The 20113-nt window shown below is 53.1% G+C and carries 15 protein-coding genes; 9 read left to right on the top strand and 6 right to left on the bottom strand.

Going from position 1 to position 20113, the window contains the following annotated elements:
- The first annotated feature begins 397 nt into the window (after positions 1 to 397).
- Together R5L00_RS04155 and mnmA are read left to right on the top strand one after the other, a co-directional pair.
- A complete protein-coding gene (locus tag R5L00_RS04155) occupies positions 398 to 826 on the top strand; it encodes an NUDIX hydrolase (protein WP_317653499.1) in 429 nt (142 codons plus the stop codon).
- 104 nt (positions 827 to 930) lie between these two features.
- Positions 931 to 2016, top strand: coding sequence for a tRNA 2-thiouridine(34) synthase MnmA (mnmA, locus tag R5L00_RS04150; RefSeq protein ID WP_107692124.1), 1086 nt, complete (start codon positions 931 to 933; stop codon positions 2014 to 2016).
- An 88-nt stretch (positions 2017 to 2104) separates the two neighbouring features.
- On the opposite strand, the gene R5L00_RS04145 is transcribed toward mnmA, so the two are convergent.
- Positions 2105 to 2713, bottom strand: a complete 609-nt coding sequence (locus R5L00_RS04145; protein WP_107692125.1) for a glutathione S-transferase — start codon at positions 2711 to 2713, stop codon at positions 2105 to 2107.
- Positions 2714 to 2990: 277 nt separating this feature from the next.
- On the opposite strand from R5L00_RS04145, the gene purB reads away from it, so the two are divergent.
- The 4 genes from purB (at position 2991) to dnaJ (ending at position 8539) form a co-directional block, all read left to right on the top strand.
- Entirely contained in the window at positions 2991 to 4376 is a 1386-nt protein-coding gene (gene purB / locus R5L00_RS04140; RefSeq protein WP_107692126.1) for an adenylosuccinate lyase, read from the top strand.
- A gap of 260 nt (positions 4377 to 4636) precedes the next feature.
- A complete protein-coding gene (gene grpE / locus R5L00_RS04135) occupies positions 4637 to 5224 on the top strand; it encodes a nucleotide exchange factor GrpE (protein ID WP_317653497.1) in 588 nt (195 codons plus the stop codon).
- A gap of 87 nt (positions 5225 to 5311) precedes the next feature.
- Positions 5312 to 7249: a molecular chaperone DnaK gene (dnaK, locus tag R5L00_RS04130; protein ID WP_107692128.1), complete on the top strand. Its 1938-nt coding sequence runs from the start codon at positions 5312 to 5314 to the stop codon at positions 7247 to 7249.
- A gap of 186 nt (positions 7250 to 7435) precedes the next feature.
- A complete protein-coding gene (gene dnaJ / locus R5L00_RS04125; protein ID WP_317653496.1) occupies positions 7436 to 8539 on the top strand; it encodes a molecular chaperone DnaJ in 1104 nt (367 codons plus the stop codon).
- A gap of 179 nt (positions 8540 to 8718) precedes the next feature.
- On the opposite strand, the gene R5L00_RS04120 is transcribed toward dnaJ, so the two are convergent.
- The 5 genes from R5L00_RS04120 to uvrA all read right to left on the bottom strand — a co-directional run bounded on the left by R5L00_RS04120 (position 8719) and on the right by uvrA (position 15717).
- Positions 8719 to 9276, bottom strand: coding sequence for an NUDIX domain-containing protein (locus tag R5L00_RS04120; RefSeq protein WP_107692130.1), 558 nt, complete (start codon positions 9274 to 9276; stop codon positions 8719 to 8721).
- A gap of 77 nt (positions 9277 to 9353) precedes the next feature.
- Positions 9354 to 10682, bottom strand: a complete 1329-nt coding sequence (gene phoR / locus R5L00_RS04115; RefSeq protein WP_317653495.1) for a phosphate regulon sensor histidine kinase PhoR — start codon at positions 10680 to 10682, stop codon at positions 9354 to 9356.
- A gap of 51 nt (positions 10683 to 10733) precedes the next feature.
- Positions 10734 to 11420 carry a phosphate regulon transcriptional regulator PhoB gene (gene phoB / locus R5L00_RS04110; protein WP_107692769.1) on the bottom strand — a complete coding sequence of 229 codons (687 nt, stop codon included), beginning with the start codon at positions 11418 to 11420 and terminating at the stop codon, positions 10734 to 10736.
- A 132-nt stretch (positions 11421 to 11552) separates the two neighbouring features.
- Complete coding sequence (locus R5L00_RS04105) at positions 11553 to 12854, bottom strand: glycerate kinase (RefSeq protein ID WP_107692132.1); 1302 nt, start codon at positions 12852 to 12854, stop codon at positions 11553 to 11555.
- 25 nt (positions 12855 to 12879) lie between these two features.
- Positions 12880 to 15717 carry an excinuclease ABC subunit UvrA gene (uvrA, locus tag R5L00_RS04100; protein WP_317653493.1) on the bottom strand — a complete coding sequence of 946 codons (2838 nt, stop codon included), beginning with the start codon at positions 15715 to 15717 and terminating at the stop codon, positions 12880 to 12882.
- Positions 15718 to 15904: 187 nt separating this feature from the next.
- On the opposite strand from uvrA, the gene R5L00_RS04095 reads away from it, so the two are divergent.
- From R5L00_RS04095 to R5L00_RS04085, 3 genes are all read left to right on the top strand, one after another.
- The gene (locus tag R5L00_RS04095; RefSeq protein ID WP_107692135.1) at positions 15905 to 17290 is read left to right on the top strand and encodes an MFS transporter; all 1386 of its coding nucleotides are present in this window, start codon (positions 15905 to 15907) and stop codon (positions 17288 to 17290) included.
- A complete protein-coding gene (gene ssb, locus R5L00_RS04090) occupies positions 17290 to 17748 on the top strand; it encodes a single-stranded DNA-binding protein (RefSeq protein ID WP_317653491.1) in 459 nt (152 codons plus the stop codon). Before R5L00_RS04095 ends, ssb begins: the two co-directional genes overlap by 1 nt.
- Positions 17749 to 17899: 151 nt before the next feature.
- Positions 17900 to 19561 (top strand): anti-phage dCTP deaminase, encoded by a 1662-nt coding sequence (locus R5L00_RS04085; protein WP_317653490.1) that lies wholly within the window; start codon positions 17900 to 17902, stop codon positions 19559 to 19561.
- Positions 19562 to 20113: the final 552 nt, after the last annotated feature.

Below are 20113 nucleotides of genomic sequence, written 5' to 3'. Positions count from 1 at the left end.
AGGGTTCGAGAAGCCCGTTATTTTATCCGTGTTTGCACGCGAAGGGCTAATATGCTGCGTCATGCCGCTGTCGAAATATCCTTCTGCCAGCTCTCATTTCTGGCAACCAAACTGCAAATCCTGCTTGGAAAGCTCATCTCCCGATTAGCTTTAATAAAGCAGTTTCCCTAGCTCAACTCGTCCCTGATCGCACCTTCGCGACCGTTTTGCAGTAAAATCCGACGCTCGCCGGTGCACGCTTGCATAACCTATCATCGACTATCACCGCGCAGGTGGCCTCTTGTACTTGGCCGACTGTGATTGGCGTTCGATGTCAGGACGAGGTGCGAGAAGAGTTTTCACCGGTCTTGGCGTAAAATGAGGAGTACCCCAAGTTAACACGATCTGGAAACCAAATGTGACCGTTGCTGCTGTGGTCGAACAAGAGGGAAAATACTTGCTGGTAGAGGAACAAACCTGCAACGGCATTCTGTTCAATCAGCCAGCGGGACACCTTGAACCGGGCGAATCAATTATTCAGGGCGCAGTTCGAGAAACGCTTGAGGAGACAGGTTACACTTTCGCGCCACAATGGTTGCTGGGCGTTTATCGCTGGCATTCGAGCTCCGACAACACGACTTTTCTCCGGTTTGCCTTTAGCGGTTCGGTCACGGATCATGATCCCAATCGCGCGCTTGATGCAGGAATATTACGCGCGGGGTGGTTCGGAGTGGACGAAATCCGCGAGATGGCTTATTGCCACCGTAGTCCTCTCGTGATGCGATGTATTGACGATCATCTGGCCGGGAAGCGCTATTCCCTAGACATTTTAGTTCATTACAGCTGAAGAGCTCTTGCCTTCGAGCGTTCATTTCCCGGTCATCTCCTGTTTACATCTCAATCCTGCAGCGTGATTCAACCCGTGACTAAACCCAATTTCCTACCTGATCAATGAGCAAAGGGCGAGTGGTGGTCGGCATGTCCGGCGGGGTTGATTCATCGGTCGCGGCTCTGCTGTTAAAACAGGAAGGTTACGATGTAATCGGTCTTTTCATGAAAAACTGGGAAGACGACGATACGGAGCAATATTGCTCATCCCGTCAAGATTTGATTGATGCTGTATCGGTGGCGGATATCATTGGTATTCCGCTGGAGGCCGTGAATTTCTCGGCTGAATACAAGGAGCGCGTATTCAGCCAGTTTCTTGCGGAATACAAGGCAGGGAGAACGCCGAACCCGGATGTACTTTGTAACGCTGAGATCAAGTTCAAGGCGTTTCTTCAGCACGCGGACGGGCTTGGCGCCGACTATATCGCGACCGGGCATTATGCCCAGGTGCGTGAGACAAGAGGCGTATTTGAATTATTGAAAGGCGAGGACGGCACCAAGGACCAGAGTTATTTCCTCTACCGTTTGAACCAGGCACAGTTATGCAGGACCTTGTTTCCCATCGGGCATCTTTACAAGCGCGACGTACGCAGGATTGCGAAAGATTACGGCTTGCCGAACTTTTCCAAGAAGGACAGCACTGGGATATGTTTCATCGGCGAGCGGCCTTTCAGAGAATTTCTCAGCCGTTATTTACCGAATGATCCCGGGGACATGAGAACGCCTGCAGGCAATGTGATGGGCAAGCACGTCGGCCTAATGTACTACACAATCGGTCAGCGGCAGGGGTTGGGCATCGGCGGGACGAGGGATGGAGATGGTGAACCGTGGTTTGTTTCAAACAAGGATGTGGTGGGGAATATTCTGACGGTGGTACAGGGTCATGATCATCCTGATCTGTTCAAGCCCTCGCTTACCGCCACCGAGGTGACATGGATAAGTGGCCATGCGCCCCATTGCAACTGGGTCTATGGCGCTAAGATCCGCTATCGCCAGGCTGATGCGCCCTGCGCTATTACGCAACTCGACCAAACGGAATGCAGGATTGAATTCGCCCAGCCTCAGTGGGCTGTGGCGCCTGGACAATCGGTGGTTGTTTATGAGAGCAAGGTGTGTCTTGGCGGTGGAGTAATTAGCGATCAGTATTAGGTTTCTTTGGAAACACTAAGTAAGTTTGTGTTCCAGAGAGTCGATTGCGTTCGCTCAGCAGTTCGGTTGCGTAATACAGGCTGTTTTCTTAATCTCGTGGCGCCGTTTCCAGAAACGGGTTCCGCTTTTCAAGCCTGTCGGAGAGGTCGGCAAGATTGGGGAAATTCGTGCGCCATTCGATCTCGGGAAAGCGAAAAGCCAGGTAACCCAGCGCGCAACCCAGCGCGATGTCAGCTAGCGTATAAACATTCCCGTCGCACCATTTTTTGTCTGCCAACTCATGGGCGGCGGCTTCAAGGCCCCCGGTCACCTTTTTATGCTGGCGCGAAATCCACTCCTCGTTTTGCTGGGTTTCAGCACGCTTGCGCTCGAGGAATATCGCCGCGGCGGCGTCGCATATGCCGTCAGACAACGCTTCCCAGCGTTTTACCATGATCCGGCGCCGGTTGGATTCGGGAATGAGGCGGGATACCGGGTTGATGTTATCGAGATATTCAACGATGACTCTTGAATCGAACAGACTGGTGCCGTCGTCCATAATCAGCACCGGAACCTTGCCGAGCGGATTGTAGTCGGGTACGTGTGTATCCGTGTTCCAAGGGGCTTCCAGTTCAAAATTGTAACCAATGTGCTTTTCAGCCAGTACAATGCGCGCCTTGCGCACGTAAGGGCTCGTGAGCGATCCGATCAGCTTCATGGCCAGCCTTTGGAGAATTTATCAGGCGGCATTATATCGGCTTTCCCCATGCCAGTGCATAGTCTGCCCGGATTCCGGAAATATCGGGAGAAGTGTCGTAGTCCCTGCCGGCAACATTTCCCCAAGGCGCACTCCCGTTTGCAAGAGTTTTGTTGAGGTGTTGGGTCTAAACGCTATGATAAAATGCAATGGCTTGGCCGGCGTTGCTCAAGGCATTTTTAACCAGGTGGAGGGTCCGCGTGTCATACCGGCAGTTCACTAGAAACCAGGTAAAAATATGAATTCGTCGTTCCTTACCGCCCTCTCGCCTCTGGATGGGCGATACGGCGCCAAAGTATCTGCGCTGAGACCGTATTTCAGTGAATTCGCGCTGATCCGCTATCGTGTTCGGTTGGAGATAGAGTGGTTAAAAGCGCTGAGCCAGGATAACGATATCGTCGACGCGGAGCCGCTTTCTCCGGCTTCTGTTGACCAACTGGACAGCATCGCGGCGAACTTTGACGAGGGCGGCGCGGAAGAGGTCAAGCTCATCGAATCCCGCACCAATCACGATGTCAAGGCGGTCGAATACTGGCTGAGAGAGCGCCTAGCAAGGAATGTCGAGATCGTGCGAAGCGCGCAATTCATTCATTTCGCCTGTACTTCCGAAGATATCAACAACCTTTCTCATGGATTGATGCTGATGCACAGCCGTGACAGAGTGATGCTACCCATGCTGGCGAAGATTAGCGGCAAACTGGTCGAAATGGCGCGTGAAATGGGGGATGTGCCCATGCTTGCACGTACTCATGGACAACCCGCTACTCCCACGACGGCTGGTAAGGAAATCGCCAACTTCGCTTATCGGTTGGCTCGAGGACGGGAAAAGCTCGCCGCAGTGCCCATTCTTGGAAAAATAAATGGCGCCGTTGGAAACTATAACGCTCATCTGGCCGCTTATCCCGCAATTGATTGGGAAAGGTTTGCGCAGGCCTTTGTTGAAAAACTCGGCCTCAAATACAATCCCTACACGACCCAAATCGAACCGCATGACGCCATGGCCGAGCTGTTCGACGCCTATGCACGCATTAACACTATCTTGCTTGATTTTAACCGTGATATCTGGGGATATATATCTCTGGCGTATTTCAAGCAAAAAACGCAAAAAGATGAAATTGGTTCATCAACGATGCCACACAAGGTCAACCCGATCGATTTTGAAAACTCCGAGGGTAATCTCGGCATTGCGAACGCCCTGCTGAGGCATTTCAGTGAAAAGCTACCAATTTCGCGTTGGCAACGGGACCTGACTGATTCCACTGTGCTGCGCAACATGGGCGTCGCGCTGGGGCATACGCTATTAGCTTATGAATCGTGCAGCAAGGGACTGAGCAAGCTGGAACTAAACCGGGACCGGATGGCGCTAGATTTGGAAAATGCCTGGGAGGTTTTGGCGGAGCCTATCCAGACTGTGATGCGGCGCTACGGCATACCGGATTCATATGAGCAATTAAAGGAGTTGACGCGCGGCAAAGGCGGTATCACTAAAGAGACTCTACACAGTTTCATTGAGCGCCTCGACCTTCCCACGGACGAAAAAAATCGCTTGCGCGCTCTGACTCCCCAGAATTATATCGGCGCCGCAGTTACATTGAGCAAAAAAATAGAGGTTGAAAGCAGGTAAACTCCTGATATTTGCGAGACTCGGCGATCAACAGATTTCAGCCTTGAAATTGGAAGAACCGTCCCGATATGGCACGGATCACTAAATAATTCTACGCGGGGCGCCAGTCCGCTGCCGGGTCCCCGCTTCATCGGTTGGCCACTGGCCAACGGCTTGATGTACCTCTTCGATACGAGCCTGAGAAGGCATACCGCGATCAACACGTTGCCGCGAAGGACTGTTTAGAGAATCCATAGGAACCAGAAACCAGGAGGAAACCAATGACAAACACAGAAGAGTCCAAACCAGATCAACCCGAATTGACCTCAGCCCTGAGCGAAGCTGCAACGCCGGAAGCAGGCACCAACGAGAATAAAACCTCGGAGCCGGCAGTGGAAACGATCCCGAGTCTCGAACAGATGCTAAAGAAGGCCGAACTCGACGCAGCAGAGCATCACGACGCGTGGATGCGTGCCAAGGCCGATGCGGAAAATACCAGGAAACGCGCCCAGATCGATGTTGCAAATGCCCATAAATACGCGATCGATAAATTCTCAACGGAGTTGCTCTCAGTCATGGATAGTCTCGAAGCGGCTTTGGGCGTGGAGAAGGCAAGCGTTGACAACTTCAAAAGCGGCATGGAGCTGACGCTGAAGCAGCTCACCTCGGTTTTTGAAAAGTTCAACCTCAAGCAAATCAATCCGCAAAAGGGGGACAAATTCGACCCGCATCTGCATCAGGCCATGTCTACGGTAGACTCCGACCTGCCTCCCAACACTGTGGTCCAGGTAATGCAGAAGGGATACATGTTAAACGATCGTGTTATCCGCCCTGCGTTGGTCACGGTTTCGAAGTCCAAAGAAACTTGAAATTTGGACCTTAATCCCCATCTCTTACACCACAACACATACTTCGCGCAGACGGATATTCAGATCTAACTAATTCAAGGATAAATCATGGGAAAAATTATTGGTATTGACCTCGGTACCACGAACTCTTGTGTGGCCGTCATGGAAAGCGGCAAGCCCAAGGTAATAGAGAACTCAGAGGGAGCGCGTACGACGCCTTCCATCGTGGCTTACACGGAAGACGGTGAAATTCTGGTGGGTGCTGCCGCCAAACGGCAGGCTGTTACCAACCCAAAGAACACGTTGTTCGCGATAAAGCGCTTGATCGGCCGGCGCTTTGAGGAAGAAATAGTGCAAAAGGACATCAAAATGGTGCCCTATAAGATTGTCAAGGCTGACAATGGCGATGCATGGGTGGAGGTCCGTGGCAAGAAAATTGCACCGCCGGAAATTGCCGCGCAAGTGCTGATCAAAATGAAAAAAACTGCGGAGGATTATCTGGGTGAAGCGGTAACCGAAGCGGTCATTACGGTCCCCGCGTATTTTAACGATTCACAGCGTCAAGCGACGAAGGACGCGGGACGCATCGCGGGCCTGGACGTCAAACGTATCATCAATGAGCCAACCGCGGCAGCTTTGGCTTTTGGCATGGATAAAAAAGAGGGCGACCGCAAGATTTCCGTGTACGACCTGGGCGGCGGCACCTTCGACATTTCCATTATTGAGATCGCGGAAGTGGAAGGCGAACATCAGTTTGAAGTTCTGGCTACCAATGGTGACACCTTCCTCGGAGGTGAGGATTTCGATGCACGGGTCATCGAATATCTTGTGGATGAGTTCAAAAAGGAAACCAGCATCGATCTTAAAAAAGACATGCTTGCTCTCCAACGCTTAAAAGATGCGGCGGAAAAAGCCAAGATTGAACTTTCCTCAAGCCAGCAGACTGAAGTCAACCTGCCGTATATTACGGCTGATGCCTCAGGTCCGAAGCACCTCGCGGTGAGAATCACGCGGGCAAAGCTGGAAAGCCTGGTTGAAGATTTGATCGACCGGACGGTTGAGCCCTGCCGCATCGCTATCAAGGACGGGGGCGTCAAGACTTCTGAGATCGACGACGTGATTCTGGTGGGTGGACAGACCCGCATGCCGAAGGTACAGGACAAGGTCAGAGAAATTTTTGGCAAAGACGCTCGCAGGGATGTCAACCCGGACGAAGCGGTGGCGGTCGGCGCGGCCATTCAGGGCGGCGTATTGCAGGGGGCGGTGAAGGATGTGCTGTTGCTGGACGTGACGCCGTTATCCTTGGGCATTGAAACACTTGGCGGGGTAATGACGAAATTGATCCAGAAAAACACCACGATCCCCACAAAGGCGCAACAGGTGTTTTCCACGGCCGATGACAATCAGACGGCCGTTACCATCCATGTGCTGCAAGGGGAGCGGGAGATGGCATCCGGCAACAAGAGCCTGGGCCAGTTCAATTTGAGCGATATTCCACCGTCCCCGCGCGGTCTGCCGCAAATCGAGGTTACATTCGATATTGATTCGAATGGCATATTGCATGTCTCTGCCAAGGACAAGGCGACGGGTAAGGAGAACAAGATCAAGATTCAGGCAAGCTCGGGTCTGTCGGAGGACGAGGTGCAGCGCATGGTCAAGGATGCGGAGGCGCACGCCGAGGAAGATCACAAGGCGATGGAATTGATCACCGCCCGCAACCAATGTGACGCTGTGATACATTCTGTTCAGAAAAGCTTGAAGGAGTATGGAGATAAATTGTCCGATGATGAAAAAGCCAAAATAGAAGCTGCGCTGAAAGAAGCGGAAGAGGCTCTGAAATCAGGCGACAAGGACACTATCGAGGCCAAGACTCGGGCGCTGACCGAGGCCTCGCACAAGCTGGCTGAGAAGATGTATTCGCAAGAGCAGGCACAGCAGGGGCAGGGTCAGCCTGGCGGGGAATCTGCCCCTCACGGCGGCGGTGAGAAACCAGTAGAAGGCGAAGTCGTGGATGCCGAGTTTGAGGAAGTAAAAAACAAGAAATAAGAACAATAAGCATCAGAACATCAAGGCGCAGCGATGCGGGAAGGATAGAGAAGCCTCGGAACAAGCCCTCTCGGACTTGTTCGAGGTTTCACCCGTTCCGCGTCCTGCGTTTTAACATTATTTGGAATACGCGGAGCAGTTCACGCTAGTGCATACTCTGCGCCCTCCCGATTACACGAAAACGACATGAGCAAACGCGATTATTATGATGTGCTGGGCGTTAACCGCGACTGCAGCGAAGATGAGATCAAAAAGGCCTATCGCAGGCTGGCGATGAAATACCATCCGGACCGCAATCCGGATAATCCGAAATCGGAAGAACATTTCAAGGAGGCCAAGGAAGCTTACGAAATACTGTCGGATGTGAAGAAGCGCTCCGCGTATGATCAGCACGGACACGCTGGTGTGGATGCTAATATGGGTGGGGCAGGGGCTCAGGGGTTTGCCGACGCATTTGGCGATATATTCGGCGACCTTTTTGGTGGCCGGGCACAAGGCAATGTCTATCGCGGCGCGGATTTACGCTATAACCTTGAAATTTCGCTGGAACAGGCGGCAAGGGGAACTGAGACCAAGATTCGAATTCCCACCATGGATGTGTGTGGCACGTGCCATGGAAGCGGCGCTAAGGCCGGGACTTCGCCCATTACCTGCCCCACCTGTAATGGGCACGGCCAGGTAAGAATGCAGCAGGGTTTTTTCTCCATTCAACAGACCTGCCCCAAATGCCACGGCAGCGGCAAGTTTATTGCGAGTCCTTGCCATACGTGCGGGGGAGCGGGCCGCGTCAAGCACCATAAAACCCTGTCGGTGAAAATCCCGGCGGGGGTGGATGAAGGAGACCGTATCCGATTAACTGGAGAAGGGGAAGCTGGTGTTAACAATGGACCACCAGGCGACCTGTATGTAGTCATTCAGCTGGCGCCCCATCAGGTCTTTCAGCGAGATCACAATGACCTTCACTGCGAAATGCCGATCAGTATTACTACCGCCGCGCTGGGTGGGGAAATTGAGATACCGACACTTGAGGGTCATGCCAAAATCAAAATTCCCGCCGAAACTCAGAGCGGAAAAATTTTCCGTTTGCGCGGTAAGGGAATTAAAGGCGTGCGCAGCAATGCTCCCGGTGATCTATTATGTCACGTGGTGGTCGAGACGCCGGTCAAACTCACCTCTCGCCAGAAGGAGTTATTGCAGGAACTGGAAGCGCTCAACCAGGAAGACCGCTCCCGGCACAATCCCCGCGCAAAGTCTTGGATGGACAAGGTGCGGGAATTTTTTGCCGAATAATTTTTTTCGGTTTCTGTCAAGACCGCCTAAAAGGCTTGAGGGAGCGTAATCCGGCTGCTCCACGCGCGGTTGAAACGAGCACAAAGCACCAGGATGAGCCGACTATGCGATACACAAAGCAGGGCGGGGTCCCCCCCGCACAAAGCCTACGTGCAAGGGGCTCTCGATAGAAAGGAACGTTACCACTCGCCGCGCAGCAGCTTATCGGCCCAGAATAGTCCGGAAACAGTTTTATTGTCGGTAATTTTTCCGGTTTTTACCCAATCCAGTGCCATTGGCAGGGTCAGGGTGAATACCTCAAGGTGCTCTCCCTCATCAAGGCTAGCGCCGGTGAAGATGAGGCCTTCCGCAAGGTAATACATCAGCTTCTCGTCGGAATAACCAATGCATGGGTACAGCGTCGTGACGTAACGCCATTTGCTCGCGGTATAACCCGTCTCTTCCAGCAACTCGCGTTGCGCGCACTGCAGCGGATCTTCTCCACGATCAATTTTACCCGCTGGAAGTTCATAAAAATCCCGATGCAGGGGATAGCGGTGCTGGCGCTCCATCACCAGTTCACCATTGTCGAGCAGCGGTATGATGACGACGGCGCCTGGATGGGTGATGTATTCCCGTACCGCTACTTTCCCATCGGGCAATCGGGCGAGATCCGCGCGGACGCGCAGAAGTTCCCCGTCATATACATTCCGGCTGCTGACTGTGGTTTCGGTAAGGTCTGGCGAAGGTTTGGGCATAAAGGTCTGAAATATTTCACGGCATGCATGCGTACATGAACACGTTCGCATTGCCTCTCGTCATGGACGGCGCTTATTCAAATGTTTGTCAATATTGTACACGCGTGGTCGCCTTCCGGCGTCACGAGCCGCACCGGGGGAAACCATGCACTGAAGCAGCTTCCTTTGCCGGGCTCGCTGACGATCTCGAGCTTCGCCTGGTGGCAACTCAGCACGTGCTTGACGATGGCTAGGCCCAGACCGGTGCCGCCGGTTTCGCGAGAACGTCCCCGGTCTACCCGGTAAAACCTTTCCGTAAGACGAGAGATATGTTCGGGTTCGACACCTATGCCGTTGTCCTGCACGGAAAAGACGGCCTGTCCATCGCGAGTAGTCCAATTCAAACTGATATTGCCGTTGTCGGGGGTATAGCGTATTGCATTACTTATGAGGTTGGTGAAGGCGCTCCGCAACTCATCCGTGCTGCCCAGCAACTGCGTGCCAGTCTCGAGATTCAGGCTGATGTGGTGTCGACCTGAGCTAAGGGAGAGCGCCTCGTCGTAAATCTTGCGCAACATTGCCGGAACATCCACTCTCTCCCCCCGAATCAGGTTTTGCGTATCCTCCAGCCTCGACAGGGTTAACAGATCCTGAACCAGATTCTGCATGCGCTTGGTCTGGTCGGTCATAAGGCCCAACGCCCACTTGAATGTTTCAGGATCGGACGGGCTATGATCCGACAGCGTTTCCAAGAATCCGCCAATCACAGTCAAGGGGGTGCGAAGCTCGTGCGAGACATTGGCTACAAAATCCTGGCGCATGATCTGAATTCTTTCCAATTGGGTCACATCGCGGCTGAGCAGCAGTTTCTGTTTATCGCCATAAGGTACAAACTGCAGGGAAAGGATCAGCCCCTGGTGCCGAGGTTGTTTTATAACCAGAGGCTCGGCGTAATTCTGGGCCGCCAGGTATTCGGCAAATTGGGTGTGACGCACCAGATGCGTGATATGCTGGCCGGTATCCGTACCGGAGCTTATCCCCAAATGTTTTTCCGCCACGGGGTTGCACCATTCGATATGGTCCATCTCATCGAGAATGACCACGCCCTCGGGCATTGCTGAGGTGGCACGTTGAAGGCGCTCCAGGGCGGAACTGATATGCTGGTAGGTTCGGCTCTGCTCGCGTACGAGGCGCATCAAGCGCGCGAATACGTCTCCCCATTTGCCAGAAGCATTCGGCAGAACAGAACCGTCCGTCTGGAGCCATCGGTCGAGGATCGTCAGATAGCGCCGGTGACGAACGACAAGCACGAGCAGAACCGTGACATAGATCACCAGTGTGGTGACAGCCCCCAGAGTTGCCAGGAGCATCCCGGTCACAACAGCAATCAGGACAGCGTTCGCAACACGCTCCCAGAAACCGCTCACTGAATTAGCGGGAAGAGTAAGGGTGGGTCATTGTTTAACCTAAATTAGCCATTATCCCGCGGACATTCGATATCCTGAACCTCTGACAGTCTGCACCAATCCGTCCTTGCTGACTGCTTCCAGCGCCTTGCGAAGCCGCCGAATGTGGACATCTACGGTACGGTCCTCGACGAATACGTGATCGCCCCAGACCTGATCGAGCAACTGGGTCCGGCTATGTACCCTTTCCGTGTGAGTCATTAGAAAATGCAGCAGCCGGAATTCGGTAGGCCCAAGCGTCACTTCACTATCATTGGCCGTGACCCGGTGGCTGGCGGAATCAAGCCGCAGCCCGCCAATCTCGACTATATCGTCGGCGGCCTCCGGCGACCGCCGCCTGAGCACGGCTTTAATTCTGGCGAGCAGTTCGCGAGGCGAAAAAGGTTTGGTGAGGTAGTCGTCGGCGCCGATCTCCAGACCCGCTACCTTGTCGCTTTCCTCGGCCCTAGCGGTAAGCATGATGATGGGGATTGTTTTGGTGCGTGATGCCCGCCGGAGCATGCGGGCAAAATCGACCCCGCTCATTCCCGGCAGCATCCAGTCGAGAAGCAACAGATCGGGCAGTTCATCATTGACGATTTCCATCGCTTCTTCCGCGCTTCTTGCGGAAAAAACCGAATGTCCTGCTTGCCGCATGCTGTATGCGATCAATTCCTGGATTGCCGGTTCATCTTCTACAACCAGTATTCTTGCTGCCATCAGATCGATCCTTGCATTCACTCAGAATTTCGATTATGCGACTTTTTACATATTGCCATGATATTTAAACAACATTACGATTTTGTGACATGGGTCGCATATTCAGTGCATCGTCGATTTACCGGTATCGCCCTACAATATCAGTATTACCCGATAGTCGTTAACATTGGTGCGGGTCGGGCCGGTAAGAACCAGATGATCGAGCTCCTGAAAAAAAGCGTAAGCATCATGGGTTGCAAGCAGCACTGCTGCGTCGAGGCCCTTTTGCTTTGCGTCTCGCAATGAATGCGGCGTAACGATCGCACCGGCATTGTTTTCTGTCCCATCAATGCCATCGGTATCGCCGGCAAGAGCATAGGTATTCTCCATACCGCCAAGTTCGACGGCGAGCGAAAGCAGAAATTCGGTATTGCGTCCACCCCTCCCGCCACGATTCTTATCATCGATCGTTACCGTCGTCTCGCCCCCGGAGATCAGTGCTGCCGGCGTTTTCCACGGTTGCTGGTACTGGCGGACGTGTTTCGCTAAAGCCGCGAAAACCTTGGCGACGTCGCGCGCTTCGCCAGTTACCGCGTGGCCCAGTATCGCAGCGTCGATGCCCTGTGCAGCCAGATACTCCGCCGCCGCCAGGAGCGAATCGCGCGCCGTCGCAATCACCCGGTTTTCCACGCGTTCAAAAGCCGGACTACCTGGTTTCGGAGTTTCGTCGAGTTCGCCTCTTACGCCGGCCTGCAAAGTTGCCATCACGGCCGCAGGCACGTCAATATTGTAGCCCTCGATGACTTCGAGCGCATCCGAGTAGGTTGTCGGATCTGGTGCGCAGGGGCCGGATGCGATGTGGGTGGGATCATCCCCAGTGACGTCTGAGATGATCAATGCCAGAACGGGCGCTTGGCTTGCGGCTGCGAGTCTACCGCCCTGGATGGCGGAGAGATGTTTACGCACCGTATTTATCTCCTGAATTGCCGCGCCGCAGCGGAGCAATTCGGCCGTAACCTTTTTAAGGTCATTCAGCGTTACGTTTTCAACCGGCAAGGTCAGCAAACTTGAGCCGCCGCCGCTAAGCAGGCATAAGAGCAGATCGTCGGCCCCAAGTTTCTCCACCTCAGCCAAAATTGTCCGGGTGCCTTGTTCCCCGTGCTCATCGGGCAGCGGATGACCCGCTTCGATGACCTTGATTCGGTCAAGGGGCAAGCTGTGGCCGTAGCGGGTTAGGACGAGCCCTTCCAGCGACGCAGTCTCCGGCCAGTGACGCTCCACCGCAAGGGCCATCGCTGCGGCTGCTTTGCCTGCACCAACCACGAGGGTGCGGCCCGCTGGCGGTCTCGCCAGGATGCTGGGCAAATGCAAGGGCACGATCCGCAGCGGATCGGCGGCGGCAACCGCGGCCTCGAAGCTGCGGAGCAGGAGTGCACAGGCGTCATGTTGAACCATATCCGTCCAGTGATAACCGCCGTGGTCACGTTTGTGGCTGCAGTTGCGAATTGAGCGTCGCCCGCAGATACTGACCAGTGAAACTATTTTCGTCTGCCGCTATTTCCTCAGGTGTGCCTTGGGCCACGATTTCGCCACCACCTTCACCGCCTTCGGGCCCAAGGTCGATGATCCAATCGGCGGTTTTAATCACATCCAGGTTGTGCTCAATTACTATCACCGTGTTTCCATGGTCGCGCAGCCGATGCAGAACTTTCAAGAGCAGATCGATATCCTGAAAATGAAGGCCGGTGGTGGGCTCATCCAGAATATAAAGAGTGCGACCGGTATCGCGTTTTGAGAGTTCCAGCGACAGCTTCACCCGTTGGGCTTCCCCACCGGAAAGCGTGGTCGCGGATTGCCCCAGGGTGATATAGCCAAGACCCACATCCAGCAGGGTCCGGAGCTTGCGCGCGACCACTGGCACAGCGCTGAAAAATTCATGCGCGTATTCAACCGTCATCTGGAGAATTTCGTTGATGTTTTTCCCCTTGTATTGAATTTCCAGGGTTTCGCGGTTATAGCGCTTGCCATGGCATACATCGCATGAAACATAGATATCGGGGAGAAAATGCATTTCCACCTTGATCACGCCGTCCCCCTGACAGGCCTCGCAGCGCCCGCCTTTAACATTGAAGGAGAACCGGCCGGGCCCATAGCCACGCTCGCGCGCCTGCGGCACGCCGGCAAACAACTCGCGAATCGGGGTGAATAAGCCGGTGTAGGTGGCCGGGTTCGAGCGCGGCGTACGCCCAATGGGGCTCTGGTCCATGTTGATGACCTTATCAAAAAAAGCCAGCCCGTCCAGGTTGCGGTACGGCGCCGGCTCGGCAGCGCTGCCGTAGAGATGGCGGGCGGTGGCCAGGTAGAGCGTTTCATTGATGAGGGTGGATTTCCCTGAGCCCGAGACGCCGGTTACGCACACGAACAGCCCCACCGGCAGGTTGAGATTAACGTTTTTCAGGTTGTTGCCGGAGGCACCCTCGATTTTAAGCCACCGATCGCTTTTTGGCTCGGTACGCGTTTGGGGCATAGGGATGGCCAGCTGGCCCGAAAGATACTTCCCTGTCAGTGAGCGATTATTCTTCTGAATGGCCTGAGGTGTTCCTTCGGCTATAACCGATCCCCCATGCTCGCCTGCGCCCGGACCCATGTCCACCACGTGATCGGCGGTAAGGATCGCATCCTGATCGTGTTCCACCACGATAACGCTATTGCCCAAGTCACGAAGGTTCTTCAGAGTCTGCAGCAAGCGGCCGTTATCCCGCTGATGGAGTCCGATAGATGGCTCATCCAGCACATACATTACGCCAGTCAGACCGGACCCGATCTGACTGGCCAGGCGAATGCGCTGGGACTCTCCGCCGGAGAGCGTATCGGCGGAGCGATCAAGCGACAGGTAATCCAGTCCGACGTTATTGAGGAACAAGATACGGCTGCAAATTTCCTTGACGATCTTTTCGGCGATGGCATGCTTATGGCCCGTCAAGGTCACCTGGTCGAAAAAAGTTTTTGCCTCTTTTAGGGGCAATGCGTTAATTTCATAAATCGCTTGTCCTCCTACCCGCACATGGCGTGCTTCCCGGCGGAGCCGAGTACCCGCGCACTCGGGACAGAGTTGGGAATTGAGGTATTTCGCCAGTTCCTCCCGTACCGCGACGGAATCGGTTTCCTTATACCGGCGCTCGAGATTGGGAATGATGCCCTCGAATGTATGTTTGCGATGAGTCCGGGTTCCGTTTTCGTTCAAATATGCAAATGAAATTTTTTCCCTGCCGGAGCCGTTCAGGACGATATCCTGGATATTCGCGGGAAGCTGTTCAAAGGAGATTTCCAGATCAAAATCGTAGTGACTCGCAAGGCTGGCCAGCAGCTGGTAATAAAACTGGTTTCGCCGGTCCCAGCCCTTGATGGCGCCGGAAGCCAGCGATAGGTGCGGGAAGGCGACGATCCGCTTGGGGTCGAAAAACGTGATCTTCCCCAGCCCGTCGCACTTGGGACAAGCGCCCATCGGGTTGTTGAATGAGAACAGGCGCGGCTCAAGTTCCGGCAGAGAATAGCTGCATACGGGGCAACTGAACTTGGCGGAAAAAAGATGTTCCTGGCCCGAATCCATTTCAACGGCCAGGGCGCGTCCATCGGCATGGCGCAGTGCCGTTTCGAACGATTCCGCCAGCCGCTGCTTGGAATCTTGCGAGATTTTGAGACGGTCTACCACTACTTCCACGGTGTGCTTTTTATTTTTCTGAAGCTTCGGCAGGGAATCGATGTCGTACACCTCGCCGTCTATTCTTAGCCGCACGAACCCCTGAGCCCGCAATTCATCGATCAGATCCATCTGCTCGCCTTTGCGGCCTACCACGAGCGGGGCGAGTATCATCAGCCGGGTATCGGCGGGCAGTTGCAGGACATGATCTACCATTTGCGACACGCTTTGCGCCGTAAGCGTAATGCCGTGGTCGGGACATTGCGGGTCTCCCACGCGGGCAAACAGCAGCCGCATGTAATCGTGTATTTCGGTGACTGTGCCGACCGTCGAGCGGGGGTTGTGCGAGGTCGCTTTTTGCTCGATTGCGATGGCGGGGGATAGCCCCTCGATCAGATCAACGTCGGGTTTTTCCATCAGTTGCAGGAATTGCCGCGCGTAAGCGGAGAGCGATTCCACATAGCGCCGTTGTCCTTCGGCATAAAGCGTATCGAATGCGAGCGAGGATTTGCCCGATCCCGATAGGCCGGTGATTACTACCAGCTTATTTCGGGGCAAATCGAGATTGACGTTTTTAAGATTGTGCGTGCGTGCACCGCGGATTCTAATCAGTTCCATTGACCTTCCAATTGACGCCCATGCCTCTCGACATTCCCACCCTTCTCATTTTCTGCGCGCATATCGCCCAGCGTTTTTACATCATTTTTGCGGACGGCGCGACCATGAAGTACAACAGGGTCTTCTACCTGAGCGGTGAGCAAACCTGTTAATATACGCAAGTTTCCGCGTTTTCCCAATCTGATTCATGTCCTCCTCATTACCTCCCGAGAAATTGTCGCCGATAGAGTTGCGCGCCACCGCCGGTCTGGCCAGTATCTATGGGTTACGGATGTTGGGGATGTTCATCATCCTGCCCGTATTCGCGTTCTATGCCGAGCATTTGCCTGGCGGGGACAACTATGCGCTGATTGGCATCGCGCTGGGAGCGTACGGGCTGACCCAGGCAATACTGCAGGTTCCGTTTGGCTGGCTGTCTGATCGCTTCGGACGCAAACCCGTTATTTATGCCGGCTTGATCCTGTTCGCCATCGGCAGTTTTGTTGCTGCTAGCGCCACCGATATTTATTGGGTTATTTTCGGCCGCATCATCCAGGGCTCGGGCGCGATTTCGGCAGCGGTGATGGCGCTGGCCGCCGACCTTACCCGCGAAGAGCATCGCACCAAGGCAATGGCCGCGATAGGCATGACCATTGGCGTCACCTTCGCACTTTCACTGATTATTGCACCGGCGTTAAACCGGTTAATTGGGGTGCCGGGGATTTTTGTCATGACCGGAGTGCTCGCCCTGCTGGCCATGGTGGTGGTTTACAGAATCATTCCCGATCCGGTCGTCAGCCGCTTCCATTCCGATACTGAGGCAGTTCCTGGTCGCTTCAATAATGTATTGCACGATCCCGAGTTGCTGCGCCTGGATTTCGGCGTTTTCGCGCTGCATGCAGTGTTGATGGCGCTCTGGCTGGTCGTACCGCTGTCGCTGCGTAACGCCGGACTCGCGGCGGACCAGCACTGGCAAGTCTATTTTCCGGTCCTGGTTCTCTCCATGGCGATGATTATCCCGGCAATCATTTATGGTGAGAAGAAGGCCAAGCTCAAGCAGGTATTCGTCATTTCGGTAGGTGTACTGCTGGCGAGCCAAGTGTTGCTGGCGTACGCATTCAATTCACTGTGGGGCACGGCGACCGCGTTGCTGGTGTTCTTCGCTGCCTTCAATTTGCTGGAAGCGACGTTGCCCTCGCTTATTTCCAAGATTGCGCCGGTGGGGGCGAAAGGCACCGCCATCGGCGTCTATAGCAGCGTGCAGTTTCTCGGCACTTTCGTAGGCGCAACCGCAGGCGGATATCTGTATCAGCATTTTGGCAGTTCTGCCTTGTTTGGGTTCTGCGGCAGTCTCCTTGCCTTATGGCTGATGTTTGCAGCCACGATGAAAGCGCCCGCCGCGGTGCGCACCAAAATGTATCATGTGCAGGAAATGGATACGGGGGCCGCCAGCGGGTTGACCCGCCAGTTGGCGGCGCTGCCGGGCGTGCACGAGGCGCTCGTGCTTGCAAGCGAAGGCGTGGCATATCTCAAAGTGGACATGAGGGGCTTCGACGAACAAGGTGTTGTACAACTATTAGGGGGAAAAGCGTAATGGCATCAGTCAATAAGGTCATCCTCATCGGAAATCTCGGTAAAGACCCGGAGACCCGCTATATGCCGAATGGCGACGCAGTGACCAATATCACCCTGGCCACGACCGAAACCTGGAAGGATAAAAACGGTGAGAAACAGGAAAAAACCGAGTGGCACCGCGTCACTTTTTACCGCAAGCTGGCGGAAATCGCGGGTGAATACCTCAAGAAGGGCCGTCCGGTCTATGTAGAAGGAAGGCTGGAAACGCGCAAATGGACCGACAAGGCAGGCGTCGAACGCTACACCACCGATGTCATTGCCAGCGACATGAAGATGCTGGGCACCAAGCCCGGCAGCGGCAGCTATGAAGGCGGGGAGAGGGAAGAGAGCAGCTATGCGCCCAGCCCGTCCGGTAGCAAGGCTCCAGCACGGAGCAGTACCAACTTCGATGATATGGACGACGATATTCCGTTTTAAAGTACACGTTGTAGGAAGTGTTAACAACGCCCAGTGCTCCCTCGTAGACACTGGGTTTTTTGTTGTTTACTTACGGTTGAGCTTATGTTAATGAAGCGTTATGGAAGTATTTGATCTGTGATAAAAAGCTTGAAAAGCATTAAGGGGAGATATGTCAGTAGCTGAGAAGAAAGTTCGACCCATGGCGCTGATAAAGGAATCGGATAGCAGTAGCAAGCGTCCGAGAGACGTTATTGCAGAACGCAAGTCCAAGGAACTGGTAATCGCCTTTGCTGGGCCAATCGGCAGCGGAATTCGCGCTGTGAAGGAGAAATATTCCGAATTGCTATCAGCAGCTGGTTATCAGGTTCGACACATCAAAATAAGTGAATACTTGGAGGAATGCCTTACAAAAGGCCTTCTCAAAGTATTACCAGAAAATCTGTCTGATAAAGCTGAGAGATATATTAAATTACAGGATGCCGGTAATGAATTAAGGCAAATTCAAAGCGATATTCTTGCCGAATACGCGATAAAAAAGATTGCTGAGATTAGAACAAGCGAGATTAGTCCAAAAATTGAAGAGGTAACTGACTACGTTCCAGTGCGTACGGCATATTTAATCGATCAGTTGAAACATCAAGATGAAGTGACTTTACTTCGTGCTGTATATGGGAACTTATTTTACCAATTCGGGGTTCTGAGTACTTCAGCCCGTCGCGCTAATCGGTTGAAGGCGGATGGCGTTCCGCAGAACCGTATTTCTGAGTTGGTTGAGCGCGATAGGAAGCAGCTTGAAAAAAACGGGCAACAACTGGATAAGGCTCTTCAACTGGCAGATTTTTTTCTTCGAAACGACCATGCAAATGTGGATGCACTTGAGTACCAGATTAAACGCGCGAACGACCTAATTCATGGGTTCAACGGAATTTCTCCCAGCAGAGAAGAGTATGGAATGTATGTAGCCTATGCATCGGGCCTGAGATCCGCTTGCCTATCGAGGCAGGTAGGGGCATCGATTATGAACGATGATGGTGTAGTCATAGCAACCGGCAGAAATGACGTCCCTAAGGCGGGTGGTGGTTTGTATGGCCCAGAAGACGGCAGAAGCGACGCGCGATGCGTAAAACTGGAAGATGCCCAGTGCTTCAACGATCTCTACAAACGAAATGTTGTTAAAGAGATTGAATCTCTAATTGATGCCAAGCTCGGTAAAGCTGTTACTGATCTCGTTATCGATGCAACAGACGAACAAAAAGATGTGCTGAAAAAGCTAAACGTGCGCGAACTATCTAAAGATATCGCTGATGCGGCCCATGCGGATACTCGTCTGGGCGGTCTAATTGAGTTTTCAAGGTCAATTCATGCAGAGATGGATGCAATAGTTTCTCTCGCATTTAAGGGCAACGGGCGTACAGAAGGCGCAACCTTGTTTACGTACACCTTTCCTTGTCATAACTGTGCTCGACATATCGTGGCTGCGGGCATAAAACGTGTTTATTACTTGGAGCCGTATGAAAAGAGTCTAGCCGTGCAGTTACACGGTGATGCTATCGACGTGGATGGACAGCCTGGAGGATTAGGGAATAGCATCCAACGGGTTGAGTTTCTACACTTTGAGGGAGTTGCACCAAGGCAATACTTAAACATATTTACACCTTCTGATGAGCGAAAAGATAAAAATGGCAAGGCAGTAAAAATTAGTGTTCGTGAGGCAGAGAAAAAAATCCCTGAGTATCTTGATGATTACCGGCAATATGAATTGAAGGTGGTCGCGCATTTGTCCAAAGTGATAGAGGATTTAGAAGAAAAGGGGTTGTCGGCAGAAGCCTAGTCCTCTAAACTTTATGATAGGGGAGATGATAATGTCACAATACGTAAACTTAGACGATCGGCAATTGAGCTTAGATTTCAATCCACCCACAACTACAACTCTTGTTGGACAAAATGATGTAGGTTCAGCTAACGTGGTTAGCTTGAACGTATATGCAAAGTCATGTCTAGTTACAGTTCAAACTTCACCTGTACTGGAACGACTTCTTCAAGAAGCGCAGAAGCTGCGGTGGTGATCTGACTAGAATTTAAAAGTGAAGGGTCGTTTTCGACCCTTTTTTATTTTGTAAGTGTATTTGCTACATTTTCTAATGGGAACGGGAAACTATTTGCAGTTCCCTACCTTCGGGACATACGTCTGGTACCTCTTGTGACCGACATCCTGATGTCCCCCCAATTCTGCTGGGATTCAAAACTAGAATCTGGCCGCTTCTGATGACCCACGAGCTGATGGATTGTTAGCTATAAATGCTTAGCGAGTTTTGAGCGAACGCCGATTAAAATTGGGCTAATATATCTCTGAGAAATTATGTAAATAACTTTTGCATGTATC

The organism is Nitrosospira sp. Is2, assembly GCF_033095785.1.
GTDB lineage: Bacteria > Pseudomonadota > Gammaproteobacteria > Burkholderiales > Nitrosomonadaceae > Nitrosospira.
This window is presented reverse-complemented; position numbering and strand designations above follow the sequence as displayed.

Bases quoted from the DNA above. Each gene is read 5' to 3' on its own strand.
- mnmA (WP_107692124.1), top strand. From the start codon at position 931: ATGAGCAAAGGGCGAGTGGTGGTCGGCATGTCCGGCGGGGTTGATTCA.
- R5L00_RS04145 (WP_107692125.1), bottom strand. From the start codon at position 2,713: ATGAAGCTGATCGGATCGCTCACGAGCCCTTACGTGCGCAAGGCGCGC.
- purB (WP_107692126.1), top strand. From the start codon at position 2,991: ATGAATTCGTCGTTCCTTACCGCCCTCTCGCCTCTGGATGGGCGATAC.
- grpE (WP_317653497.1), top strand. From the start codon at position 4,637: ATGACAAACACAGAAGAGTCCAAACCAGATCAACCCGAATTGACCTCA.
- dnaK (WP_107692128.1), top strand. From the start codon at position 5,312: ATGGGAAAAATTATTGGTATTGACCTCGGTACCACGAACTCTTGTGTG.
- dnaJ (WP_317653496.1), top strand. From the start codon at position 7,436: ATGAGCAAACGCGATTATTATGATGTGCTGGGCGTTAACCGCGACTGC.
- R5L00_RS04120 (WP_107692130.1), bottom strand. From the start codon at position 9,276: ATGCCCAAACCTTCGCCAGACCTTACCGAAACCACAGTCAGCAGCCGG.
- phoB (WP_107692769.1), bottom strand. From the start codon at position 11,420: ATGGCAGCAAGAATACTGGTTGTAGAAGATGAACCGGCAATCCAGGAA.
- R5L00_RS04105 (WP_107692132.1), bottom strand. From the start codon at position 12,854: ATGGTTCAACATGACGCCTGTGCACTCCTGCTCCGCAGCTTCGAGGCC.
- uvrA (WP_317653493.1), bottom strand. From the start codon at position 15,717: ATGGAACTGATTAGAATCCGCGGTGCACGCACGCACAATCTTAAAAAC.
- R5L00_RS04095 (WP_107692135.1), top strand. From the start codon at position 15,905: ATGTCCTCCTCATTACCTCCCGAGAAATTGTCGCCGATAGAGTTGCGC.
- ssb (WP_317653491.1), top strand. From the start codon at position 17,290: ATGGCATCAGTCAATAAGGTCATCCTCATCGGAAATCTCGGTAAAGAC.
- R5L00_RS04085 (WP_317653490.1), top strand. From the start codon at position 17,900: ATGTCAGTAGCTGAGAAGAAAGTTCGACCCATGGCGCTGATAAAGGAA.